General features: G+C 69.0%; 23 protein-coding genes and 1 tRNA gene. 11 read left to right on the top strand and 13 right to left on the bottom strand.

What is annotated here, in order from left to right; genetic code table 11:
• Positions 1-8: 8 nt before the first annotated feature.
• Genes AC07VM_RS14755 through sufB form a run of 5 tightly spaced genes read right to left on the bottom strand, consistent with a single transcriptional unit; the run spans position 9 to position 4,080 of the window.
• Positions 9-338, bottom strand: coding sequence for a metal-sulfur cluster assembly factor (locus tag AC07VM_RS14755; protein ID WP_494911950.1), 330 nt, complete (start codon positions 336-338; stop codon positions 9-11).
• Positions 339-347: 9 nt separating this feature from the next.
• On the bottom strand, positions 348-1,118 hold the full coding sequence (gene sufC, locus AC07VM_RS14750) for a Fe-S cluster assembly ATPase SufC (protein WP_494911949.1): 771 nt from the start codon (positions 1,116-1,118) through the stop codon (positions 348-350).
• A 3-nt stretch (positions 1,119-1,121) separates the two neighbouring features.
• Positions 1,122-1,448, bottom strand: coding sequence for a non-heme iron oxygenase ferredoxin subunit (locus AC07VM_RS14745; protein WP_267414910.1), 327 nt, complete (start codon positions 1,446-1,448; stop codon positions 1,122-1,124).
• Entirely contained in the window at positions 1,445-2,662 is a 1,218-nt protein-coding gene (gene sufD / locus AC07VM_RS14740) for a Fe-S cluster assembly protein SufD (protein WP_494911948.1), read from the bottom strand. Before sufD ends, AC07VM_RS14745 begins: the two co-directional genes overlap by 4 nt.
• A complete protein-coding gene (sufB, locus tag AC07VM_RS14735) occupies positions 2,662-4,080 on the bottom strand; it encodes a Fe-S cluster assembly protein SufB (protein WP_267414912.1) in 1,419 nt (472 codons plus the stop codon). The genes sufD and sufB overlap by 1 nt, the downstream gene beginning before the upstream one ends.
• 233 nt (positions 4,081-4,313) lie before the next feature.
• Between sufB and AC07VM_RS14730 the strand changes: the two genes are divergently transcribed.
• Both AC07VM_RS14730 and AC07VM_RS14725 read left to right on the top strand, forming a co-directional pair.
• Positions 4,314-5,420 carry a COX15/CtaA family protein gene (locus AC07VM_RS14730; RefSeq protein ID WP_416383311.1) on the top strand — a complete coding sequence of 369 codons (1,107 nt, stop codon included), beginning with the start codon at positions 4,314-4,316 and terminating at the stop codon, positions 5,418-5,420.
• Positions 5,421-5,485: 65 nt separating this feature from the next.
• The gene (locus tag AC07VM_RS14725) at positions 5,486-5,941 is read left to right on the top strand and encodes a hypothetical protein (protein WP_494911947.1); all 456 of its coding nucleotides are present in this window, start codon (positions 5,486-5,488) and stop codon (positions 5,939-5,941) included.
• 65 nt (positions 5,942-6,006) lie between these two features.
• Here AC07VM_RS14725 and AC07VM_RS14720 read toward each other — a convergent pair whose 3' ends face one another.
• Positions 6,007-6,912 (bottom strand): heme o synthase, encoded by a 906-nt coding sequence (locus AC07VM_RS14720; RefSeq protein WP_267414915.1) that lies wholly within the window; start codon positions 6,910-6,912, stop codon positions 6,007-6,009.
• A 220-nt stretch (positions 6,913-7,132) separates the two neighbouring features.
• On the opposite strand from AC07VM_RS14720, the gene tkt reads away from it, so the two are divergent.
• Genes tkt through pgl form a run of 6 tightly spaced genes read left to right on the top strand, consistent with a single transcriptional unit; the run spans position 7,133 to position 15,246 of the window.
• Positions 7,133-9,244, top strand: coding sequence for a transketolase (gene tkt / locus AC07VM_RS14715; protein ID WP_494911945.1), 2,112 nt, complete (start codon positions 7,133-7,135; stop codon positions 9,242-9,244).
• On the top strand, positions 9,241-10,353 hold the full coding sequence (tal, locus tag AC07VM_RS14710; RefSeq protein ID WP_494911943.1) for a transaldolase: 1,113 nt from the start codon (positions 9,241-9,243) through the stop codon (positions 10,351-10,353). Before tkt ends, tal begins: the two co-directional genes overlap by 4 nt.
• A complete protein-coding gene (locus AC07VM_RS14705) occupies positions 10,350-11,957 on the top strand; it encodes a phosphoglucose isomerase-related protein (protein WP_267414918.1) in 1,608 nt (535 codons plus the stop codon). The genes tal and AC07VM_RS14705 overlap by 4 nt, the downstream gene beginning before the upstream one ends.
• A gap of 21 nt (positions 11,958-11,978) precedes the next feature.
• Entirely contained in the window at positions 11,979-13,529 is a 1,551-nt protein-coding gene (gene zwf, locus AC07VM_RS14700) for a glucose-6-phosphate dehydrogenase (protein ID WP_267414919.1), read from the top strand.
• On the top strand, positions 13,526-14,461 hold the full coding sequence (locus AC07VM_RS14695) for a glucose-6-phosphate dehydrogenase assembly protein OpcA (RefSeq protein ID WP_267414920.1): 936 nt from the start codon (positions 13,526-13,528) through the stop codon (positions 14,459-14,461). The genes zwf and AC07VM_RS14695 overlap by 4 nt, the downstream gene beginning before the upstream one ends.
• Positions 14,462-14,466: 5 nt before the next feature.
• Positions 14,467-15,246 carry a 6-phosphogluconolactonase gene (gene pgl / locus AC07VM_RS14690; protein ID WP_494911942.1) on the top strand — a complete coding sequence of 260 codons (780 nt, stop codon included), beginning with the start codon at positions 14,467-14,469 and terminating at the stop codon, positions 15,244-15,246.
• 54 nt (positions 15,247-15,300) lie between these two features.
• On the opposite strand, the gene AC07VM_RS14685 is transcribed toward pgl, so the two are convergent.
• Positions 15,301-16,422: a DMT family transporter gene (locus tag AC07VM_RS14685; RefSeq protein WP_494912399.1), complete on the bottom strand. Its 1,122-nt coding sequence runs from the start codon at positions 16,420-16,422 to the stop codon at positions 15,301-15,303.
• Between the two features lie 61 nt (positions 16,423-16,483).
• Here AC07VM_RS14685 and def point away from each other — a divergent pair, with 61 nt between their 5' ends.
• Together def and AC07VM_RS14675 are read left to right on the top strand one after the other, a co-directional pair.
• Positions 16,484-17,050, top strand: coding sequence for a peptide deformylase (def, locus tag AC07VM_RS14680; protein ID WP_494911940.1), 567 nt, complete (start codon positions 16,484-16,486; stop codon positions 17,048-17,050).
• 53 nt (positions 17,051-17,103) lie between these two features.
• Complete coding sequence (locus AC07VM_RS14675; protein ID WP_494911939.1) at positions 17,104-17,592, top strand: hypothetical protein; 489 nt, start codon at positions 17,104-17,106, stop codon at positions 17,590-17,592.
• A 69-nt stretch (positions 17,593-17,661) separates the two neighbouring features.
• Here AC07VM_RS14675 and AC07VM_RS14670 read toward each other — a convergent pair.
• From AC07VM_RS14670 to dusB, 5 genes are all read right to left on the bottom strand, one after another.
• Positions 17,662-17,737: transfer RNA gene (locus tag AC07VM_RS14670), tRNA-Asn, on the bottom strand.
• Positions 17,738-17,833: 96 nt separating this feature from the next.
• Positions 17,834-18,607, bottom strand: a complete 774-nt coding sequence (locus AC07VM_RS14665) for an ATP-binding cassette domain-containing protein (RefSeq protein ID WP_267414925.1) — start codon at positions 18,605-18,607, stop codon at positions 17,834-17,836.
• Positions 18,608-18,643: 36 nt separating this feature from the next.
• Entirely contained in the window at positions 18,644-20,503 is a 1,860-nt protein-coding gene (dnaG, locus tag AC07VM_RS14660) for a DNA primase (protein WP_494911938.1), read from the bottom strand.
• Positions 20,503-21,888 carry a deoxyguanosinetriphosphate triphosphohydrolase gene (locus AC07VM_RS14655; protein WP_494911936.1) on the bottom strand — a complete coding sequence of 462 codons (1,386 nt, stop codon included), beginning with the start codon at positions 21,886-21,888 and terminating at the stop codon, positions 20,503-20,505. Before AC07VM_RS14655 ends, dnaG begins: the two co-directional genes overlap by 1 nt.
• Positions 21,878-23,032, bottom strand: coding sequence for a tRNA dihydrouridine synthase DusB (gene dusB, locus AC07VM_RS14650; RefSeq protein WP_267414928.1), 1,155 nt, complete (start codon positions 23,030-23,032; stop codon positions 21,878-21,880). Before dusB ends, AC07VM_RS14655 begins: the two co-directional genes overlap by 11 nt.
• A gap of 59 nt (positions 23,033-23,091) precedes the next feature.
• Between dusB and AC07VM_RS14645 the strand changes: the two genes are divergently transcribed.
• Positions 23,092-23,586 (top strand): glutathione peroxidase, encoded by a 495-nt coding sequence (locus tag AC07VM_RS14645; protein ID WP_494911934.1) that lies wholly within the window; start codon positions 23,092-23,094, stop codon positions 23,584-23,586.
• Here the strand turns inward: AC07VM_RS14645 and AC07VM_RS14640 are convergent.
• On the bottom strand, positions 23,583-24,269 hold the full coding sequence (locus tag AC07VM_RS14640) for a DsbA family oxidoreductase (RefSeq protein ID WP_267414930.1): 687 nt from the start codon (positions 24,267-24,269) through the stop codon (positions 23,583-23,585). The two genes, AC07VM_RS14645 and AC07VM_RS14640, sit on opposite strands and share 4 nt — an antisense overlap.
• Positions 24,270-24,274 lie beyond the last annotated feature (5 nt).

Below are 24,274 nucleotides of genomic sequence, written 5' to 3'. Positions count from 1 at the left end.
CGTGGGGGTCAGATCGCGAAGCCGAGGGCGCGCATCATGTCGCGCCCGTCGTCGGTGATCCGCTCCGGGCCCCACGGCGGCATCCACACCCAGTTGATCCGGAAGCGGTCGACCACGCTGTCCAGAGCCTGAGCGGTCTGGTCCTCGAGGACGTCGGTGAGCGGGCAGCCCGCGCTGGTCAGCGTCATGTGGATGACGAGAGCATCGTTCTCGTCATCCCAGGCGAGGTCGTAGATGAGGCCGAGGTCGACGACGTTGATCCCGAGCTCGGGGTCCATGACGTCCTTGAGAGCCTCGGTGACCGCGTCGTACTTCTCGTCCGTGAGGATCGCTGTCATGCGATCAGCCTACGCCTCGATGGGAGCGGCGGGGTCGAGGAAACGGTCGTATCCCTCGTTCTCCAGCCGGTCTGCGAGCTCGGGGCCACCCTCTTCCACGATCTTGCCCGCGACGACCACGTGCACGAAGTCGGGACGGATGTAGCGGAGGATGCGGGTGTAGTGCGTGATCAGCAGCACGCCGAGTCCGGTGGACTCCTTCGCGCGGTTGACACCCTCGGAGACGATCTTCAGCGCGTCGACATCGAGGCCGGAGTCGGTCTCGTCGAGGATCGCGAACTTCGGCTTGAGCACCTCGAGCTGCAGGATCTCGTGGCGCTTCTTCTCGCCGCCGGAGAAGCCCTCGTTGACGTTGCGCTGCGCGAACTTCGGGTCCATGCGCAGGTTCGACATGGCCTGCTTGACGTCCTTGGTCCAGCCGCGGATCGCCGGCGCCTCGCCGTCGAGCGCGGTCTTCGCCGTGCGCAGGAAGTTCGTCACCGTCACACCGGGGATCTCCACCGGGTACTGCATGGCGAGGAACAGCCCGGCGCGGGCGCGCTCGTCGACGCTCATCTCCAGGACGTCCTGGCCGTCGAACGTGATCGAGCCGGAGGTCACCGTGTACTTGGGGTGGCCGGCGATCGTGTACGCCAGCGTCGACTTGCCGGAGCCGTTGGGGCCCATGATGGCGTGGGTCTCACCGGTGTTCATGGTGAGGTTGATTCCGTTGAGGATCGGGGTGGTCCCCGCCTCGGTCTCGACCGTCACATGCAGGTCGCGGATCTCGAGAACAGACATTCTTCAGACTTCCTTCGTCACAGCTGGATCGATGAGCACGTCGTCGCCGTCGATCTGGACGACGTAGACCGGGACGGGCTCATATGCGGGGAGATTCTGGGGCTTTCCGGTGAGCAGCGAGAAGGCGGAGCCGTGTGCCCAGCACTCCACCGTGTCGCCTTCCACGAAGCCCTCGGACAGCGAGATGTCGCCGTGGGTGCAGGTGTCGCCGATGGCGTGGATCACTCCGTCGCCGTCTTTGATCACCGTGATGGGCACGCCGCTCGGGTCGACACGCAGAGGCATGTCCTGCTCGAGGTCGGCGACGCCGCAGACGCGCTCCGCGGTCATGCACTCACCTCGGCGAGCTCCGTCTCGATGGCCGCCAGCAGCTCGGTCTCGAGGGCGGGGATGCCGAGGCGCTGCACGATGTCGGTGAGGAAGCCGAGCACGACCAGGCGTCGTGCCTCTTCCTCGGTGATGCCGCGCGCCTGCAGGTAGAACAGCTGCTCGTCGTCGAAACGACCGGTGGCGCTCGCGTGCCCGGCGCCGAGGATGTCGCCCGTCTCGATCTCGAGGTTCGGGATCGAGTCGGCGCGAGCGCCCTCGGTGAGGACCAGATTGCGGTTCGCCTCGTACGAGTCGGTGCCCGTCGCGTCGGCGCCGATCAGCACGTCGCCGATCCACACGCTGTGCGCGCCCTGACCCTGCAGCGCGCCCTTGTAGAGGACGTCGCCCTTGGTGTGCGGGCCCTTGTGGTGCAGGTAGACCTGGCTCTCGAGGTGCTGACCGGCGTCCGCGTAGGACAGGCCGTACAGGTATCCCTCGGAACCGGCACCGGCGAGCTCGACGTTCGGGTTCACCCGCACGACGCCGCCGCCGAAGCTCACGACGAAGTGCTTGAGGGTCGCGTCCGCGCCCACTCGGGCCTGGTGCGCCGAGGCGTGGACCGCGTCATCCGCCCACTGCTGAAGGCTGATGACGGTGAGCTTCGCGCCGTCCCGGACGATGATCTCGACGTTCTGCGCGTACTGCGCGGAACCGGTGTGCTGGAGGACGACCGTGGCGGAGCTGTGCTCCAGCGCCTCGATGACGATGTGCGCATCGGCACGGTGCTCGGCACCCTGACCGGTGATCGCGATGAAGACCGGCTCCGCGACCTCCTCCTCGCGCGGGATCCGCACGTGGATGGCCTCGGCGCTGCCCTGCCAGGCGACGGCCGCCGTGACGTCCTCCGCGAGGAAGACCTCACCGCGCGGCGCGGTGCCGACCGCGAGCGGGGCGGCGATGTACTGCTCGCCGGCCGTGTAGGTGTAGCTGACGCCGTCATTCGGCTCCGCCACCGCGAACAGCGGGGTGAGCTGGGCGACCGGAGTGTGCTTCCAGTTGACCTCGCGCCCGGTGGGGGCGCCGAAGTCGTCGGGCTCGAAGGAGTGCGGACGCTCGGAGCGGGTCTGCACCGGGACGAATCCCGCAGCGGCCACCTGTGCCGCCGGATCGATGTGCGCGCCTTCGGGCGCGTCGGTGTGCTGCGCCTCGGCAGGCGCTGTCGTCGCGGCAGTCACTAGCCGACCGATCCTTCCATGCCCATCTCGATGAGCTTGTTCAGTTCCATCGCGTATTCCATGGGCAGTTCGCGCGCGATCGGCTCGATGAAGCCGCGCACGATCATCGCCATCGCCTCGTCCTCGGGCATGCCGCGGGACTGCAGGTAGAACAGCTGCTCTTCGCTGACCTTGGAGACCGTGGCCTCGTGTCCGAGCTGCACGTCGTCGACACGGATGTCGATCGCCGGGTAGGTGTCGGAGCGGGACTTGGTGTCCACCAGCAGGGCGTCGCAGCGCACGGTGTTCGCGGAGTGGTGTGCCGCGGCATCCACCCGCACCTCACCGCGGTAGCCCGCACGACCGCCGCCGCGGGCGATCGACTTCGAGACGATCGACGACTGCGTGTACGGAGCCATGTGGATCATCTTCGCGCCGGCGTCCTGGTGCTGGCCGGGGCCGGCGAAGGCGACGGACAGGGTCTCGCCCTTGGCGTGCTCGCCCATCAGGTAGATCGACGGGTACTTCATCGTCACCTTGGAGCCGATGTTGCCGTCGACCCACTCCATGGTCGCGCCCTCGTACGCCACGGCGCGCTTGGTGACCAGGTTGTAGACGTTGTTCGACCAGTTCTGGATCGTCGTGTAGCGAACGCGGGCGTTCTTCTTCACGATGATCTCGACGACGGCCGAGTGCAGCGAGTCCGACTTGTAGATCGGGGCGGTGCAGCCCTCGATGTAGTGGACGTAGCTGTCCTCGTCGGCGATGATCAGCGTCCGCTCGAACTGACCCATGTTCTCGGTGTTGATGCGGAAGTACGCCTGCAGCGGGATCTCCACGTGCACGCCCTTGGGGACATAGACGAAGGAGCCGCCCGACCACACGGCCGTGTTCAGCGCGGCGAACTTGTTGTCGCCGGCGGGGATGACCGTGCCGAAGTACTCCTCGAAGAACTCGGGGTGCTCGCGCAGCGCGGTGTCGGTGTCCATGAAGATGACGCCCTGCGCCTCCAGGTCCTCGCGGATCTGGTGGTAGACGACCTCGGACTCGTACTGGGCCGCGACGCCGGCCACGAGGCGCTGGCGCTCGGCCTCGGGGATGCCGAGGCGCTCGTAGGTCTCACGGATCTCGGCGGGAAGGTCTTCCCACGACTGCGCCTGCTTCTCGGTGGAGCGGACGAAGTACTTGATGTTGTCGAAGTCGATCTCGCTGAGGTCTGCGCCCCAGGTCGGCATCGGCTTGCGCCCGAAGAGCTGATAACCCTTGAGACGGGTCTTGAGCATCCATTCGGGCTCGTTCTTGAGAGCCGAGATGCCGCGGACGACCTCTTCGGAGATACCGCGTTTCGCGATGGCACCCGCAGCATCCTCATCGTGCCAGCCGAACTCGTACACCCCCAGACCATCAAGCTCCGGGCGGTCGATCAGTACATCCGACATCCAACACTCTCCTCACAGGTCCCAAACGGTGTCATCCGCCCCGACACACCTGATCCCCGTCGAGTCTGCGGGAGCGGGTGCCGTTGGTGGGCCCTCATCACCGGCGCTTCCATCGCGCCTAAACTGTTGACGATGCTTCAGCGCGGTAAGCGCTCATCGCAACAATCCGATTCTACAGGTTCCGCCTGACAGACGGGCCATGCCCGCCACGTCGTGCGCGGTCCGGAGGACTTATGCCCGAGACGACGATCCCCGCCTCCCCGACGACGCGAACGGCTCCGGGCCGCTCTGCTCTGTGGGGCCGTGCGTTGACGGTCTTCGCCTGGCTGTCCTTCCTCAGCGAGACCATCATCATCGGCACCGGCGGAGCCGTGCGCCTGACCGGCTCGGGACTCGGCTGCTCGGACTGGCCGCTGTGCACTCCCGAGTCGCTGGTCCCGATCTTCGAGGTGCAGGGCGTCCACGGCCTCATCGAGTTCGGCAACCGCCTGATGACCGGCGTGGTCGGGATCATCGCGCTGGTCGTCGTGCTCCTGGTCCTGCACACCATCAGCGGCAAGCGGGCCCTCGTCGACGCGCTCTGGTACGCCGCGGGTGGGATCGTCGCGGCCGGGATCGCCTATGCGATCGCGATGCCTTTCCACATCCCGGCCTTCCCGATCGCCTCCGGCGTCCTCCTCCTCGCGGTGATCGCCGCCGCCGTCCACTCCGTGCGAACGACACCCGCTCGCCGAGATCTCGTCCTGCTCGCCTGGCTCACGCTCATCGGCGTCGTGGCGCAGGCCCTCGTCGGCGGCATCACGGTCCTCACCGGACTCAACCCGTTCATCGTGGGCTTCCACTACACGTCGTCGCTGCTGCTGGTGTGCGTCACCGCCGCCTTCCTGGTGCGTCTGAAGACCGCTCCGGGACCGCGCGAACGCGCGGTGCCCGCGTGGTTCGCCATCGTCACCCACGTGACCGGGCTCGCCCTGGCGGTGACCATCGTGTTCGGCGTGCTCACGACCGGTTCCGGCCCGCACTCGGGCGATGCGGACGTGCTGCGACACGGCTTCGATGCGACGGTGCTCGCGCACGTGCACTCGTGGCCCGGCTACATCCTGGCCGCCCTGGTGCTGTTCCTGACCATCGCGGCCTGGGCGCTCCGCCTGGAACCGCGGCGCTGGCTGCTCGTGCTGGTCCTCGCGATCCTGGTGCAGGTCGGCGTGGGTGTCTGGCAGGCCCGGGAGGGTCTCCCCCCGCTGCTCGTCGGCATCCACATGGTCCTGGCCTCGCTCTCCGCCGCGACGTACACCGTGGTCGTGCTGCATCTGAAGCGCCCGGTCGCCGCCGCGGACTGACACCGCACAGGCGATCCACAGGCGGCGCATCGCCGACTCATCAGGATGTCCGCGATGATGGCCGCATGAACAAGTCACTCTCACGAAGCATCGGCTTCTGGCTCCTGCTCGTCGTCTCCCTCGCCGCGACCGCGGTCGGCGGATGGCTCATCTCCGGCCAGATCGCGACGATGACGACCACGCTGCTCGACGGCACCGCCACCGGCATCGAGGTGTACGTCGGACAGTCGCTCGTCGTCGTGGGCGCCGGAGTGCTGGCCGCCGGCATCGTCGGCATCCTGCTGACGCTCGGACTTGTCGCCGCGCGCTCGCTCGTCCCCACCCCCGCTCCGGCCGTCGTCGAGGCGATCGACTGGACTGCCGAGGCCGACGAGAAGCCGGCGCCGGTCGTGACCGCGCCCGCACCCGTCGAGACCGTCGAGGTCCCCGCCGAGAGCACGCCGGCCTCCGAGGATGCCGTCGTCGAGACCGCGCCCGACGCGGACGACAAGGAAGAGGACGCTCCCTCGATCACCCGCTGATCACACGAGCAGAAGACGACGGAGCGGCGCCGAGAAATCGGCGCCGCTCCGTCGTCTCTGAGGTGTCAGAAGGGCAGCAGCGGATCGACCGCGACCGCGACGAAGATCAGCGTCAGGTAGGTGATCGAGGCGTGGAACACGCGCATCGGACGCGGCTCGGTCCCCCGGACGGCCCGGTTGTACAGGCGGTGCGACTCGTAGATGAACCAGCCGCCGAACACCGCGGCGGACACCGTGTAGACGAGACCCATGTCCGCGATCGGGACGAGCAGGAGCGAGCAGGCCACGGTCGCCCACGCGTAGAGGATGACCTGGAGGCCGACCTGGGAGGCGTTGCGCGTGACGCCGAGCATCGGCACGTCCACGTCCTCGTAGTCGTCCTTGTACTTCATCGACAGCGGCCAGTAGTGCGGCGGCGTCCAGAGGAAGACCAGGAGGAAGAGGATGAAGGCCGGCCAGTCGAGCGAGCCGGTCACGGCGGACCAGCCGATCAGCACCGGGAAGCACCCGGCGATGCCGCCCCAGATGATGTTCTGCTCGGTGCGGCGCTTGAGGATCATCGTGTAGATCACGACGTAGAAGAAGATGGCCGTCGCCGACAGCAGGGCGGTGAGCCAGTTCGTCGTGAGCAGGAGCCAGACGGTCGAGGCGACGGCGAGCGTCCACGAGAAGATCAGCGCGCCGCGGGGGCTGACCTCGCCCGTGACCAGAGGCCGATTCTCGGTGCGGTGCATGTGCGCATCGATGTCGCGATCGAGGTACATGTTGAACGAGGCGGCGGAACCGGCGCTCAGCGATCCGCCGATGACGGTCGCCAGCACGAGCCAGAGGTTCGGCAGCCCACCCTGCGCCAGGAACATCACGGGAACCGTGGACACGAGCAGCAGCTCGAGCACGCGCGGCTTGGTGAGCGTGACGTAGGCCTTCACCGTGCGACCGACGGACGACTTCCTCACGGTCTGATCAGACATCGTCGAGATCTCGATCGCCTCCTCCGCACGTGTGACCGGACAACCTCTCCAGTGTATGACACCGGATGACGTCATCCGGCTCGCGGGCCCGCGTAGCGCATCGCACGTCACCGCTATGCTGAAAACACTCGCGCGCCCGGCGATGTGCACACCTCTCCGTGATGATGCGGATGCGCCAGGGAATACGGGCGCCCTCGAAACTGTCGGAAAGGGCATGAACGTGTCGGAATTGCAGTGGGATGAGATCGATCGGCGCGCGGTGGACACCGCACGAATCCTGGCGGCTGACGCTGTGGAGAAGGTCGGCAACGGTCACCCCGGCACGGCCATGAGCCTGGCCCCGGCGGCCTACCTCCTCTACCAGCGGGTCCTGCGTCACGACCCGACCGACACCGACTGGCTCGGTCGTGACCGCTTCATCCTCTCCGCGGGACACTCCTCGCTCACCCAGTACGTCGAGCTCTACCTCGGCGGCTTCGGTCTGGAGCTGGACGACCTGAAGGCCCTGCGCACGTGGGGTTCGCTGACCCCGGGTCACCCGGAGTACGGCCACACCAAGGGCGTCGAGATCACCACCGGCCCGCTCGGCCAGGGCCTCGCCTCCGCCGTGGGCTTCGCCTACGCCGCCCGCTACGAGCGCGGTCTCTTCGACCCCCAGGCCGAGGCGGGCACGAGCCCCTTCGACCACTTCGTCTACGTGATCGCCGGCGACGGCGACCTGCAGGAGGGCGTCACCAGCGAGGCCTCCTCGCTCGCGGGTCACCAGCAGCTCGGCAACCTCATCGCGATCTACGACTCCAACCAGATCTCCATCGAGGACGACACCAACGTCGCCTTCACCGAGGACGTCGCCGCGCGCTACGAGGCGTACGGCTGGCAGGTCCAGGTCGTCGACTGGAAGAAGACCGGCGAGTACGTCGAAGACGTCGCCGAGCTGCACGCCGCCATCGAGGCCGCGAAGGGCGAGACCTCGAAGCCGTCGCTCATCATCCTCAAGACGATCATCGGCTGGCCGTCGCCCGGCAAGCAGAACTCGGGCAAGATCCACGGCTCCGCTCTCGGCGCCGACGAGCTCGCCGCGACCAAGAAGGTCCTCGGCTTCGACCCCGAGCAGAACTTCGTGGTCGCCGACGACGTCATCGCCCACACGCGTGGTCTCGCCGCCCGTGCCGCCGAGGCCCGTGCCGCCTGGCAGGAGTCGTTCAACGCCTGGGCCGCCGCGAACCCGGAGAAGAAGGCCCTCCTCGACCGCCTCGAGGCGCAGGAGCTCCCCTCCGACATCACGAGCGCCCTGCCCGTGTTCGAGTCCGGCAAGGAGGTGTCGACCCGCGCCGCATCCGGCCAGGTCATCAACGCCCTCGCCGCCGAGCTCCCCGAGCTGTGGGGCGGATCGGCCGACCTCGCCGAGTCGAACCTCACCACCATCAAGGACGCGCCGTCGTTCATCCCCGCCGAGTGGTCGACCCACGAGTGGTCGGGCAACCCCTACGGCCGCGTGCTGCACTTCGGCATCCGCGAGCACGCCATGGGTGCGATCATCAACGGCATCGTGCTGCACGGTCCGACCCGCGCGTTCGGCGGCACGTTCCTCATCTTCAGCGACTACATGCGCCCGCCCGTGCGTCTCGCAGCGCTCATGAACGTGCCCAGCATCTTCGTCTGGACCCACGACTCCGTCGCCCTCGGCGAGGACGGTCCGACGCACCAGCCCGTCGAGCAGCTCGCGACGCTCCGCGCGATCCCGAACTTCACCGTCGTGCGCCCCGCGGACGCGAACGAGACGGCCGCGACCTGGCTCGAGATCCTCCGTCGCCACGAGGGACCGGCCGGTATCGCTCTGACCCGTCAGAACATCCCGGTGTTCGCCCGCGGTGAAGGAGCGGCCTCGGGTGACGTGTTCGCCTCCGCCGACAACGCCTCGAAGGGCGCGTACGTGCTCGCCGAGGCCCCGAACGGCACCCCGGACGTCATCATCGTGGCCACCGGCTCCGAGGTGCAGCTCGCGGTCGACGCCCGCGAGGCACTCGCCGCGGAGGGCGTGAACGTCCGCGTCGTGTCCGCTCCGTCGCTGGAGTGGTTCGACGAGCAGGACGCCGAGTACCGCGATAGCGTGCTGCCGGCCTCCGTGACGGCGCGCGTGTCAGTCGAGGCCGGCTCCGTGCTCAGCTGGCGCGGAATCGTGGGCGACCGCGGCCGCTCGGTCGGCATCGACCACTTCGGCGCCTCCGCCGACTACAAGACCCTCTTCGAGAAGTTCGGCATCACCACCGAGGCCGTCATCGCGGCCGCCCGCGAGACCCTCGCGGCAAACAGCACCAAGGAGAACGCATGAGCACCCCCACCGCACAGCTCGCCGCCGCCGGCGTCAGCATCTGGCTCGACGACCTCTCCCGCACCCGCATCTCCTCCGGCAACCTCGCCGAGCTGATCTCGTCGCGCAACGTCGTGGGCGTCACGACCAACCCGACGATCTTCGCGAACGCGATCACCGACAAGAACGACACGTCCTACGACGCACAGGTGACCGAGCTCGCCGCGTCCGGCGCCACCGCGGAGGAGGCGGTCTTCGCCGCCACCACGCAGGACGTCGCGGCCGCCCTCGACGTGTTCCGTCCCGTCTGGGAGGCCTCCGACCACGTCGACGGCCGCGTCTCGATCGAGGTCTCCCCCGACCTCGCACACGACACCGCCGGCACCGTGGCGCAGGCCAAGGAGCTGTGGGCCAAGATCGACCGCCCGAACCTCCTCGTCAAGATCCCCGCGACCAAGGCCGGCCTGCCCGCCATCGCCGAGGCGATCGGCGCCGGGATCAGCGTCAACGTCACGCTGATCTTCAGCCTGGAGCGCTACGCCGAAGTCATCGAGGCCTACCTCACCGGTCTCGAGACGGCCAAGGCCGCGGGCATCGACCTGTCGACCATCCACTCCGTCGCGTCGTTCTTCGTCTCGCGCGTCGACACCGAGACCGACAAGCGCCTCACCGCGATCGGCACGGACGCCGCTGAAGCCCTCAAGAGCAAGGCCGGCCTCGCGAACGCCCGCCTCGCCTACGAGCTGTTCGAGCAGACGTTCGCGGGCGACCGCGCGAAGGCTCTGCGCGACGCGGGCGCGAACCTGCAGCGCCCGCTGTGGGCGTCGACCGGCGTCAAGGACCCGGCCCTCCCCGACACGCTCTACGTGACCGAGCTCGTCGCCGACGGCGTCGTCAACACGATGCCCGAGAAGACCCTCGAGGCCACGTTCGACCACGGCGTCGTCACCGGCGACACGATCACGGGCGGCTACGAGGAGGCCCGTGCGGTGTTCGCCGGCCTCGCCGAGGTCGGCATCGACTTCACCGACGTCACCCAGGTCCTGGAGGACGAGGGCGTCGCGAAGTTCATCGACTCGTGGCACGACCTGCTCACCCAGGTCGCCGAGGCTCTGGAGTCGCAGCGATGACCTTCTCGATCCACACGTCCGGCGCCGCCCGCGCCGCGATCGATGAGACGGTGCCGAGCCTCGTCCACGATCTGATCGCCTCGCGCATCACCGGCGGCGACGCCACCCTCTGGGGAGACGCCGCACAGGCCGAGGCCTCCGTCCGACTCGGCTGGGTCGAGGCCGTCTCGATCTCGCGTCCGCTGGTCGCCGAGATCGTCGCGCTGCGCGCCGACCTGAACGCCAAGGGCGTCACGCGCGTCGTCCTCGCCGGCATGGGCGGATCCTCGCTCGCCCCCGAGGTCATCGCACAGACCTCCGGCGTCCCGCTGACGATCCTGGACTCGACCGCGCCCGGCCAGGTGCTGGCCGCTCTCGACGAGGGCCTCGAGGACACGGTCCTCGTGGTGTCGTCGAAGTCGGGCTCCACCGTCGAGACCGACTCGCAGCGTCGCACGTTCGAGGCCGCATTCCGCGACCTCGGCATCGACCCCACCGAGCGCATCGTCGTGGTCACCGACCCGGCCTCGCCCCTCGACGCGTCCGCGCGCGAGGCGGGCTACCGCGTCTTCAACGCCGACCCGAACGTCGGCGGGCGCTACTCCGCGCTGACCGCCTTCGGCCTGGTGCCGTCCGGCCTCGCCGGCGTCGACATCGACGAGCTCCTGAACGAGGCCGAGGCCTCGCTGCTCGAGGTCGCCGTGGACTCGGCCGAGAACCCGGCACTCCGCCTGGGTGCGGCCATCGCCGCGACCACCCCGCGCCGTGACAAGCTCGGCCTGATCACCGACGGCACGCACATCAACGGCCTGCCGGACTGGATCGAGCAGCTCATCGCGGAGTCCACGGGCAAGGACGGCACCGGCATCCTCCCGGTCGTCCTGCTCCCGGTCTCGCCCGAGCTCGATCCGGTGCCCGCCGATCTCCAGATCGTCCGCCTGGTCGACGACGCGAACGAGTTCCACCTGCACGAGCGCCACGAGGGAGAGATCCTCGTCAGCGGCACCCTCGGCGCCCAGTTCATCGTGTGGGAGTACGCCACCGCGATCGCCGGGCACCTGCTCCGCATCAACCCGTTCGACCAGCCCGACGTCGAGTCGGCGAAGATCGCGGCGCGTGGTCTGCTCGACGCGCGTCCCGAGCCGACCGCTCCGGCCTTCGTCGAGAACGGCGTCGAGGTGCGGGTGTCCGACCCGGCCCTCGCCGCCTCCGGCACGGTCGAAGGCGTGCTCGACGCCCTCTGGGCGCAGCTCCCCGCCGACGGCTACGTATCCATCCAGGCCTACGTCAACCGCCTGGAGGTGCCGCAGCTCCAGGGCCTCCGCGAGCTCGTCGCGGCCGACTCCGGTCGCCCGACCACCTTCGGGTGGGGTCCGCGCTTCCTGCACTCCACCGGTCAGTACCACAAGGGCGGCCCCGCACAGGGCGTGTTCCTGCAGATCCTGGAGCGCACCGAGGTCGACCTCGAGATCCCGGACCGTCCCTTCACGTTCGGGCAGCTCATCCAGGCGCAGGCCGCCGGAGACGCGGGTGTGCTCGCCGAACACGGCCGCCCGGTCGTCACGCTGACGATCACCGAGTCCTCGGACGACGTGCTCGCCCTCTTCGAAGCCGCACAGAAGTAACAGCAGGAGAATCCCCCACCGATGTCTGTTCCCATCTCGCGCGGGCACAACCCGCTGCGTGACCCCGACGATCGCCGCCTCAACCGGATCGCGGGGCCCAGCGCCCTCGTGATCTTCGGCGTCACCGGAGACCTGTCACGCAAGAAGCTGATGCCCGCGGTCTACGACCTCGCCAACCGCGGTCTCCTCCCCCCGGGCTTCGCCCTGGTCGGGTTCGCCCGTCGCGACTGGGAGGACCAGGACTTCGCCCAGGTCGTCTACGACGCCGTCAAGGAGCATGCCCGCACACCGTTCCGGGAGGAGACCTGGACGCAGCTGCTCCAGGGCATCCGGTTCGTCTCGGGCGAGTTCGACAACCCCGACTCGTTCCGCAAGCTGCGCGAGACGGTCGAGAAGCTCGACGTCGAACGCGGCACGATGGGCAACCACGCGTTCTACCTGTCGATCCCGCCGAAGGACTTCCCCCTCGTCGCCAAGCAGCTGAAGGAGTCCGGCCTCGTCGGCGAGAACAGCGACGACGACGAGCGGTGGCGCCGTGTCGTGATCGAGAAGCCCTTCGGGCACGACCTGGAGTCCGCCCGCGCTCTCAACGCCGCGCTCGAGGTGGCCTTCCCGGCCGACTCGATCTTCCGCATCGACCACTACCTCGGCAAGGAGACGGTCCAGAACATCCTGGCGCTGCGCTTCGCGAACGAGCTGTACGAGCCGATCTGGAACCGCAACTACGTCGACCACGTGCAGATCACGATGGCCGAGGACATCGGCGTCGGCGGGCGTGCCGGGTACTACGACGGCATCGGCGCGGCGCGCGACGTCATCCAGAACCACCTGCTGCAGCTCCTGGCGCTCACCGCCATGGAGGAGCCGATCAGCCTGTCGGCCGAGCACCTCCGCTCCGAGAAGGAGAAGGTCCTCGCCGCGGTCCACGTGCCGGACGACCTCTCGCTCGCGACCGCCCGCGGACAGTACGCCGGCGGCTGGCAGGGCGGCGACGAGGTCACCGGCTTCCTGGACGAGGAGGGCATGAACCCCGAGTCCACGACCGAGACGTACGCGGCCATCAAGCTCGAGATCGACACGCGCCGCTGGGCCGATGTGCCGTTCTACCTGCGCACGGGCAAGCGTCTCGGACGACGCGTCACCGAGATCGCCGTGGTCTTCAAGCGCGCTCCGCAGCACCTGTTCGGTCGCGGCAACGCCTCCGAGCTCGGACAGAACGCGCTCGTCATCCGCGTGCAGCCCGACGAGGGCGTCACGATCCGCTTCGGCTCGAAGGTCCCGGGCAGCGGAACCAACGTCCGCGACGTCACGATGGACTTCGGATACGGCCACGCCTTCACCGAGGCGAGCCCCGAGGCCTACGAGCGCCTGATCCTCGACGTCCTGCTGGGCGACCCGCCGCTGTTCCCGCGGCACGAGGAGGTCGAGCTCTCCTGGAAGATCCTCGACCCGGTGGAGAAGTACTGGGCCGCCGTCGGCGGACCGGTGGAGCAGTACGCGCCCGGCTCGTGGGGACCGGCATCCGCCGACGACCTGCTGGCCCGCGACGGACGAGTCTGGAGACGCCCGTGATCATCGATCTTCCCGACACGACCGTCAGCCAGGTCGCCAAGCAGCTCGTCAAGGTGCGCGAAGAGGGCGGCGCGGTCGCACTCGGCCGTGTGCTGACGCTCGTCATCGCGGCCCGCAACGGCGTCGCCGAGGCCGCCATCGACGCGGCGAACGACGCCTCGCGCGAGCACCCGATGCGCGTCATCGTGATCACGACGGGCGACGGCGAGTCCCGCCTCGACGCCCAGATCCGGGTCGGCGGCGACGCCGGCGCCAGCGAGGTCGTCGTCCTGCGGGCGTACGGCGAGGCTGCGAGCAACGAGGAGAGCCTCATCACGGGCCTCCTTCTGCCCGATGCCCCCGTCGTCGCCTGGTGGCCCGAAGAGGCTCCCACGTCCCCCGCCACGTCGCCTCTCGGCCGCATCGCGCAGCGTCGCATCACGGACGCCGCGACCTCGCCCGACGTGCGCGACCGGCTCGCGCTGCTCGGACGCACGCACGCACCGGGAGACACCGATCTCGCCTGGACGCGTCTGACCCACTGGCGCGAGCAGCTCGCCGCCGTCCTCGACCAGCCGCCGTACGAGTCGATCACGGGTGTCGAGGTGCGCGGTGCATCGGCCTCCCCGTCGACGGCTCTGCTCGCCGCCTGGCTGCAGATGGCCCTCGACGTGCCCGTGCGCTGGTCGTACGAAGACCCCGAGCACTGGCAGGAGGGCATCAAGTCGGTCCGTCTGACCCGCGCGTCGGGCGACATCCTGCTCGAGCGCCCGTCTCCCGGTATCGCGATCCTGACGCAGCCGGATCAGCCGAAGCACGACCTCCACCTCCCGCGTCGCACCCTCCGTGAGTGCCTTGCGGAGGAGCTGCGTCGGCTGGACCCGGACGTCCTGTACGGTCGAGTCATCACCGAGGGCTGGGAGAAGCTGGGTCCGCCCGAGACAGGAGAGTGACGTCGATGACGACATCGTCCGCCGAGAAGCGGGTCGTGGTGGAATCCACGCCCGCCGCACTCGCCAGCCGCGTAGCCGACCGGTTCCTCACGCGTGTCCGCGCGCGCACCCGGAACGGCCGGCTCGCCCACATCGCCCTCACCGGCGGTTCGATGGGTGGAGCGGTGCTGCAAGCTGCAGCGGCCGATCCTCGGGCCACCGAGATCGACTGGTCACTCGTGCACTTCTGGTGGGGTGACGAGCGGTTCGTGCCGAAGGACGACGCCGACCGCAACTCGCTGCAGTCGCGGCAGGCCCTGCTCGACCACATCGCCGTGCCCTCGGAGAACGTGCACGAGGTCTCCGGCCCGGAGACGGGTCTGACGCTCGACGAGTCGGCAGCGGCCTACGCCGCCGACCTCGCTCGATTCGGCACCGACGAACACCCCTGGCCGTCCTTCGCGGTGTGCTTCCTCGGCGTCGGCCCGGACGGACACATCGCGTCCCTGTTCCCCGACCGCGAAGAGGTCACGGTGACGGACGCCGCGGTCCTGGCGGTGCGCGAGTCGCCCAAGCCGCCGCCCGAGCGCGTGACCCTCACGCGTCCCGTGCTCAACTCCTCGAAGCGGGTGTGGCTCGTGCTCACCGGCGCCGACAAGGCTTCGGCGCTGGGCCTCGCTCTCGCGGGGGCGAGCTACACGAGCGTTCCCGCGGCCGGTGCCAAGGGCCGCAAGCGCACGGTCTTCTTCGTCGACGAGGCCGCGGCCTCCGAGGTCTCCCCCGACCTGATCGATCAGGCGTACTGAACACCACAGGTCGCGGGTCTCCGGACCCGCACCTGCGGGTGGTCTACCCGCCCGCTACGACTGGTCTGACGAACCCTGCCGCCACGGCGGCGTCTCGTGGCCGTCGGATCCTGTGCCGTCGCTCGGAGCACCAGTGGCGGTGGTCGACGGAGAGGCTTCTCCGGCGGTTCGCGCATCGTGACCGGAGTTCGGGCCGGAATTCGAGCCGGTGCTCGTCGGAGTGCTCCCGCGCTCGATCCCGAGCTCCTGGCTGTCGCTGAGCACCTGCGGGTGGTAACGGGCGAGCCCGACGACGCCCCAGACGGCGATGGCGCCGGCGATCCCGAAGATCACCAGGACCCACCACGGGGCTGCCGCAGCCTCGCCCAGCACGACCATGCCGATGAGCACGGCGATGAGGGGGTCGACCACGGTGAGTCCCGCGATCACGAGATCGGGTGGGCCGGAGCTGTAGGCGGTCTGCACGAAGTACGCACCGACGGCGGCGGCCGAGACGAGGGCCAGCACGCAGATGGCGGTGATCCACTCGAACTGCCCCGCCTCGATGCGCTTGATGACGACCTTCGCGAGCGTCGCGACGAAGCCGTAGAGGATGCCGGCGCCGATCACGTAGAAGAGTGCACGCATGCGATGGCGCAGGATCAGCCAGCACGCGCCGAGCACGATGATCACGACCAGCAGAAGGGCCAGGATGACGAAGAGCTCGCGGTCCGTGACCTCCTGCTCGGTGGCGTAGATCGCCGCGAAGAACACGAAGAGGAAGATGCCGCCCACGCAGCAGATGATCGCCGTCAACGATTGCCTCGTGGGCGAATGGCCCGTGATCCGGGCATTGAGCAGCGTCGTGATGACGAGGGCGATCGCTCCCAGAGGCTGGACGACGATGAGCGGCGCCCGTACGAGGGCCGCGAGCTGACAGACGATCGCGAGCGCGAGCATCAGCGTCCCCACGATCCAGGACGGCCGGGTCAGGAGGCCCTTGATCTGCGCGAAGGTGAGCCCCGACGTGCCGGTGGAGCCGCTGAGACGCTCGACCTTCTCCACGCCGCGGTGCTGATACTGCGCGCCGAGCGACATGAAGACCGCTCCGGCGAGGGCGAGAGGGATGCCGAGCAGGATGCCCGGGTCCTGGAAGGCGCCCACGAGCTGGTCGCCGACGTCTTCGGCCATCCCCATCCACACCCCTGCGCTCACACTACGACCCTACCTGGCGTATGGCGCCGACTAGGGTTGTGACGTGGCTGTACTTCCGATTCGCATCATGGGCGACCCCGTCCTGCACTCCCCCGCTTCCCCCGTCGACGAGATCACGGACGACATCCGCACCCTCGTCGCCGACATGTTCGAGACGATGGACACCGCCCCCGGAGTCGGGCTCGCCGCTCCGCAGGTCGGCGTCCCGCTGCGGATCTACACCTACTCCTACGTCGACGACGACGACGAGCCCTGGCGCGGCGTCCTCATCAACCCCGTGCTCTGGATGGTCCCGCTCGAGCCCGGCGACCCGGACCCGGATCTCGAGTCCGAGGGGTGCCTGTCGTTCCCGGGCGAGCGGTTCCCGCTGCGACGCTCGGACCGGGCGCGCGTGACGGCGACCGACCTCGAGGGGCAGCCCGTCTCGATCGACGTCGACGGCTGGCGCGCGCGCATCATGCAGCACGAGTTCGACCACCTCGACGGCATCCTCTACGTGGACCGCCTGTCCGACAGCGACTGGAAGACGGCGCAGAAGATCGCCCGCAAGCGCGGGTGGGGACGCCCCGGTGCGAGTTGGATGCCGGGCGTGGACGACCTCGAAGGCTGAGACCGTCGTACCCTGAGTACCGTGTCACCCGAGACACGAGGAAGATCATCATCATGAAGCACCTTCGTCGAGCCCCTCTCCTGCTGGCAGGAAGCATCATCGCGCTCACGGTCGCCCTGGCCGGCTGCAGCACCGATGCCGAGCCGCGAAACCCCTCCGACGCCGATGAGCCCTCCGGCGCGGGAGCGAGAACCACCTCGACCGCGGAAGCGGGCGACTGCCGGATCGAGAGTGCCACCGGCCTGCCCGCCGACGCCCAGGTCGTCCCGTGCACGGAGTCGCACGACGAGGAGGTCTTCCACATGGTCCCCCTCACCGGCAAGACCTTCTCGCAGCAGGCGGTCGACACCGCATCCGCCGAATGCGCCGGAGACGCCTTCACGACCTTCGTCGGCGTGAGCAAGGCGGAATCCTCGCTCGACGTGTACGTGATGGCACCCACGAGCGAGACATGGGGCGAGCCCGGCGGCAAGACCCTGGCCTGCGTGCTGTTCGACCCCGCCGGTCCGGTCGAGGGAAGCCTCGAGGGCGCCGCGCGCTGAGACCCGATCGAACCGGACGGGCACGTCCCGGAACGAGAAAAGCCCCCTCCGTGGAGGGGGCTTTTCCGTTGGCTCCCCGGCTTGGACTCGAACCAAGAACCTGCCGGTTAACAGCCGGCTGCTCTGCCAATTGAGCTACCGAGGAATGTGTCCGCTGAGCGGGCAACTCGACAAGCTTAGCAAACTCCAGGGCCAGTTCATGACACCGGGGCGCCCTTCGCGGATGTCGGGCGTGTCGGGATCAGTGGCGGGAATCCGACTCGGCGTTCGGCACCCAGAGCAGGTCCTTGCCGACACCGCGGGCCACGACGTGCCCTCCGCGCAGCATCAGCGTCTCGGCGTTCAGCTCGCGGATGAAGTCGGCATCGTTGGTGACGAGCAGGGCGGCCATCGACTGCTCCTTGCGGCGGCGGGTGATCGCGTCGAAGACCACCGGGCGCACCTCGAGGTCGAGGTTCGCGAGCACCTCGTCCGCGATGAGCACCCTCGGCTCGAGGACGAACGAGCGGGCGATCGCGACGCGCTGACGCATGCCGGCGCTGAGCTCGTAGGGGAACTTGGCCGCGGTCCCGAGCGGGAGGTGGAGCTCGTCCAGCAGTGTCGCCACGCGGATCGAGAGCGCCTTCGTGTTGACCTTCCGCTCGCGCATGAGGATCGGCTCGGCGATCACCTCGTTCACGGTCAGCCGCGGCGGCAGATCCGCTCCCGCACCCTGCGGCACGAAGCCGGTGCGATACGTGAGGATCCGATGCTTGCGCCCCGGGCGCCTGACGTCGACGCCGCACACCTGGGCGCTGCCGCCGACGACCTTCACGGAAGGATCGGTGGAGCCCGCGAGGGCCGCCACCAGGGTCGACTTCCCCGAGCCCGTGGGACCGGCGACGCAGATGAGCCCGCCGGGAGCGAGGGAGAACGTGACGCCGTCGACGGCACGCGTCGGCAGACCGTGCCCGATCCGGTCGATCACCAGATCCGAGCAATCGATCGCGTTCGGGGAATCGGGCCTGCGGGACATGTCTCCATCCTGCCCTCTGCGCCACCCGCGTCGGGGTTACGACTCGGCGAAGCGCTGACGCTCCGCGTCGATGTCCCGGAGCCGCATCCGCAACGCGCGTCCTCCGTCGGAGTCCGCGGGCACCCGCTGCACCGCGCCGAGGAGCTCCTGCTTCTCGTGCTCGAGCTGGCGAAGCACCAGCCTGCGGGCGAGATCGGCGACCGTGGCGACGGCACGCTCCTCGTCACGAGCGGGGAACGGCGTCATGAGCAGCTCGCCGGCGAGGGAGCGGTAGGGCTCGCGCACGCCGTTCACCGCCTCGGTCACCCATCCGGCCCGGATGCGGTCCGGTGCAGCGGCGACGGCTTCGCGCACCGCATCCAGCCCCGGCGTCCGGAACGGCGTTCCGAGCGCGCGGTTCAGCAGCGCCTGATCCACCTGATGCCCGTACTGCAGCGCTCCCATCAGTGCATCCCGCTCGACGGCGACATCGGGCGTGCGCGGGAGACTCGCGAGCGTCACTGGGGCGATGACGGGCGCACCCGTGGCGGGATCGACCTGCGGGACCTCACGCCGTGCCTGCTGCGGCGCGGATCCACCGCGCGCCGCCCGCTCGACCTCGCTGCGCACCTCGGTCGGGTCCATGCCGAGACGACGCGCGAGCACGCGCTCGTACCCCGGCCGCAGCAGCTGGTCGCGGATCTCCGCGACGATCGGAGCCGCGGCGCGGAGGGCTCCCACGCGCCCCTCGACGGTGGCGAGGTCGAAGCCGCCGAGCTTGCGATCGATCGCGAACTCGAACATCGGCTGCTTGGTCTCCATGAGGCCTCGCACTGCGGCGTCTCCGCGCTGCAGACGCAGATCGCAGGGGTCGAGGCCGTCGGGGGCGACCGCGACGAAGGTCTGCGCGTTGAATCGGTCGTCCTCCGTGAACGCCCGCAGCGCCGCTTTCTGCCCCGCCTCGTCGCCGTCGAACGTGAAGACGACCTCGCCCGAGGCGTTGTCATCGCCCATCACCCGGCGCAGCACCTTGATGTGATCGGTGCCGAATGCCGTGCCACAGGTCGCGATCGCGGTCGTGAGACCGGCGAGGTGACAGGCCATCACGTCGGTGTACCCCTCGACCACCACGACGCGCCGAGGGTCGCCACGGGCGATGTCGCGCTTGGCGAGATCGAGACCGTAGAGCACCTGCGCCTTCTTGTAGATCGGCGTCTCCGGGGTGTTCAGGTACTTCGGCCCCTGGTCGTCGTCGAAGAGCTTGCGAGCGCCGAAGCCGATGGTCTGCCCGGACACGTCGCGGATCGGCCACACCAGGCGCCCGCGGAACCGGTCGTAGACGCCGCGCTGGCCGGTCGACACCAGCCCCGCGTTGCTCAGCTCCTCGCGGGTGAAGCCCTGCGCGGTGAGAGCCTTGAGCATGCCGTCCCAGCCGCGCGGCGCGAAGCCGACCCCGAAGTGCGCCGCCGCTCCGGCGTCGAAGCCGCGCTCCCCGAGGAAGCGTCTGCCCGCCTCCGCATCCGGCGTGAGCAGCTGCGACCGGAAGAACTCCGCGGCCGCTGTGTTGGCGGCGTAGAGGCGGCTACGACCGCTCGTCTCGGGGGCCGCTCCCCCGTCCTCGTAGTGCAGCGTGTAGCCGATGCGTCCGGCGAGACGCTCCACCGCTTCCGTGAAGCTGACGTGATCCATCTCGCGGAGGAAGGAGTAGACGTCGCCCGATTCGCCGCAGCCGAAGCAGTGGTAGTACCCCACCTGCTGTCGCACGTGGAAGCTGGGGCTCTTCTCGTCGTGGAAGGGGCAGAGCCCCTTGAGGGATCCGACGCCGGCCGACTTGAGGGCGACGCGTTCCCCGATGATGTCGGCGATGTTCGTCCGCGCCTTGACCTCGTCCACGTCGGCCTGCAGGATCCGCGGCATCAGTGCGCCCCTTCGGCGATGGGCCGCCTCTCGGCGTGCGCGCGAGCGCCGGGTCGCGCATGGCGGGGCGTCCAGATGCCGACCTCGGCCGGATCGATCTCGCCGACCAGACGGTTGTGCCAGTCGATCGCGCTCTGATCCGTGAGGCTCGCGATCTGGTCGACCACGACCCGGGCACGCTCGGCGTCGTCCTCGGCCGCGATGAAGTCGGCCGCGAACGCGGGCTCGAGCACGTCGGAGCCCGCCGACCACAGCGCGTCGGTCGACCAGAGCGCATCGGCGAGCCGCTTCAGCACCCGCCGCTGCTCCTTGTAGACGCCCTTTCGGGCCTCGATCGTCACGATGGCCTGGCCCATGATGCCCTTGAGGACCGCGATCTCCACCTCGATCACGCGCGGCACGATGACGTGCGCGTTGTAGCGCACCAGCGCCGTCGTGCCGTAGGCATCCTTCGTCGCCGAGACCGAGGCGCGGGCGAAGCGGCCGATCAGGTCGCTCGTCAGGTTCTTCAGCCGGGCGAGGGCCTGACGAGAGCGGTCGAACGACGCGAGCCACATCGGCTGCGACGACAGGCGGTACAGGGCGTCGGCGAGCTCGTCCCGGGTGAAGTCGTATCCCACCCACTGCTGGATCCGCCCGACGAGCGCGTCATGCTGCTGCGGATCGGCGAGCTGCGCGACGTCGACGTAGCCGTTGACGATCGCATCCTCGAAGTCGTGGACCGAGTACGCGATGTCATCGGAGAGGTCCATGATCTCGGCCTCGATGCACCGCAGGCGCCCGGGCGCCCCTTCCCGCATCCACCGGAACACGGCCTCGTCTTCCGGGTAGACGCCGAACTTCAGGCGCCCACCGGGATCCGGCACCGGGCTGTCGACCGTCCACGGGTACTTGCACGTGGCATCGAGGCTCGCGCGCGTGAGGTTGAGCCCGACGGAGCGGTCGTCGTCGTCGAGCACCTTCGCCTCGAGCCGGGTGAGGATGCGCAGCGACTGCGCGTTGCCCTCGAAGCCGCCGATGGGCTCGGCCCACTCGTTGAGCGCGCGCTCACCGTTGTGCCCGAAGGGCGGGTGCCCCAGGTCGTGACTCAGGCAGGCGGTGTCGACCACGTCGCCGGAGACGCCGAGCGCGACCGCCAGCTCACGCCCGACCTGGGCGACCTCGAGCGAGTGGGTCAGCCGGTTGCGGGCGAAGTCGGCCGTGCTCGCCGGGCTCAGGACCTGGGTCTTCGCGGCGAGACGTCGCAGCGCGGCGGAGTGCAGCACGCGCGCGCGGTCGCGGGCGAAGTCGTTGCGCTCGGAGCGATGGGTCTCGGCGAAGAAGCGCTCGGCGTCACGCGCGTCGTAGCCGTCGGCGCGCAGGCCGACCGGAAGATCAACCGCCACTGTTCTCGATCTCCGCTCCGCGCATCATCTCGGAGGCCGAGGGCGCGAGTTCGCGCGACTCCAGCCACTTGTCGGGAAGCGCCGTCCGCTTCGGGTGTCCGGAGCGGCCGCGCTGGCCCTCGGCGTCCGCACCGGGGTACGGCGCGGTGTGATCGAGCCGTCCGAGGAAGTCGTCGATCTCGTCGAGGCTGGATGCGGTGGCGAGGCCGGTGCGGATGTCGCCGCCGACGGGGTACCCCTTGAAGTACCAGGACACGTGCTTGCGGACGTCGCGGCATCCGCGGTCCTCGTCTTCGAAGAACTCGACGAGGAGCTCGGCGTGACGCCGGAAGGCGTTCGCCACGAAGCCGAGCGTGGCGTCGACGGTCTTGCCCTCGCCGCCGAATGCCGTGGCGAGCTCGCCGAACAGCCACGGACGCCCGAGGCAGCCCCGTCCGACCACGACGCCGTCGCAGTCGGTCTGCTCCATCATGCGCACCGCGTCGTCGGCCGACCAGATGTCGCCGTTGCCCAGCACGGGGATGCTCGTGACGGCCTGCTTGAGCTCGCCGATGGCGTTCCAGTCGGCGTTCCCGGAGTAGAACTCGCCCGCCGTCCGGGCATGCAGCGCGACGGCGGCGGCCCCGGCGTCCTCGGCTGCGCGACCGGCCTCGAGGAACGTCAGGTGGTCCTTGTCGATGCCCTTGCGCATCTTGACCGTGAGCGGGATGTCGCCCGCGGCCTTCACGGCCTGGTCGACGATGTCGGCGAAGAGCTTCGACTTCCAGGGAAGCGCGGCTCCCCCACCCCGGCGTGTGACCTTGGGCACCGGGCAGCCGAAGTTCAGGTCGATGTGGTCGGCGTGGTCCTCGGCGACGATGATGCGCACGGCTTCGGCGATGGTCTTCGGGTCCACTCCGTAGAGCTGGATGGACCGCGGGGTCTCGGACTCGTGGTGCCGGATCAGCCGCATGGTCGTCTCGTTGCGCTCCACCAGAGCGCGCGAGGTGATCATCTCGCTCACGTAGAGCCCGGCGCCGTACTCGCGGCACAGACGTCGGAACGCGGTGTTGGTGATGCCGGCCATGGGCGCGAGCACGACCGGCACGTCGAGATCGATCGGACCGATGCGAAGGGGGCGGGCGGGGGCGGTGGCGAGAGTCATGTCCCCTCTATTCTCCCAGACGCGGAGCCAGGAGGGATGCTGCGACCTAAGCTGTGAATATGACCGATTCTGCGCTCCGTTCGATCCCGTTCACCGACGCTCAGGGCGAGGAGAAGACCCTCGACGATCTCGGTGCCGACGTCGTGCTGGTGGTGAACGTCGCGTCCAAGTGCGGCCTCACCCCGCAGTACGAGCAGCTCGAGGAATTGCAGCGTCTCTACGGCGACCGCGGCTTCACCGTCATCGGCTTCCCGTGCAACCAGTTCTTCGGTCAGGAGCCGGGTTCGGTCGACGAGATCCTCGAGTTCTGCTCGACGACCTACGGCGTCACTTTCCCCGTCAACGACAAGGTCAAGGTCAACGGCAAGAACGCGTCCGAGCTCTACAAGACGCTGAAGGAGACTCCGGATGCCGGGGGCAAGGCCGGCCGCGTCGAGTGGAACTTCGAGAAGTTTCTCGTGCTGCCGGACGGAGACGTCCTGCGCTTCCGCCCGAAGCAGAAGCCGGACGCCCCCGAGATCGTCAGCGCGATCGAAGCGGCTCTGACCCGCTAGACCGCCGCGGCCTCCGACTCGGCCTCTCCGCGCTTCGACCAGAGGTCGCGGAGCACGTTCTCGAACGCCGCGGGCGGCTGCGCGCCGCTGATGCCGTACTGGCCGTCGACGACGAAGAACGGCACGCCCTGGATCCCGTAGGCGCGGGCCTGGGCCTGGTCCTGACGCACGGCCGGAAGGTACTGCTCGCTCTCGAGCGCGGCGCGGGCGCGATCGGCGTCGAGGCCGACCTCGGTCGCCAGCTCGACGAGGTCGTCGATGCGACCCACGTGCTTGCCCTCGGTGAAGTAGGCGGACATGAGCCGCTCCTCCAGCTCGTGCTGGAGCCCCTCGGCCTTCGCGAAGTGCAGCAGCTCGTGCGCCTTCACGGTGTTGGTGTGCTGCAGCAGGTCGAAACGGTACTCGAGACCCGCGTTCGCGGCGACGCCGGTCACGTTCGACAGCATCTGCTCGACCTGCTCACGGGGCATGCCCTTGTGTCCGGCGAGGAAGTCGATCTCGTCGCCGTCGAAGTCGACGGGAGTGTCGGGCGACAGCTCGAACGAGTGGAAGGTGATGTTGACCTGCGGTGCGTCCTCATCGGCGGAGACCGCTTCGAGACCCTTCTCGAGGTTGCGCTTGCCGATGTAGCACCAGGGGCAGGCGATGTCGGACCAGATGTCGATGGAGATGGGTTCAGTCACATCAT

It is taken from the genome of Microbacterium sp. GW821-FHT01D02 (genome assembly GCF_059422585.1).
Note: the sequence above shows the minus strand (reverse complement) of the source record. Positions and strands in the feature narration are given on the sequence as shown.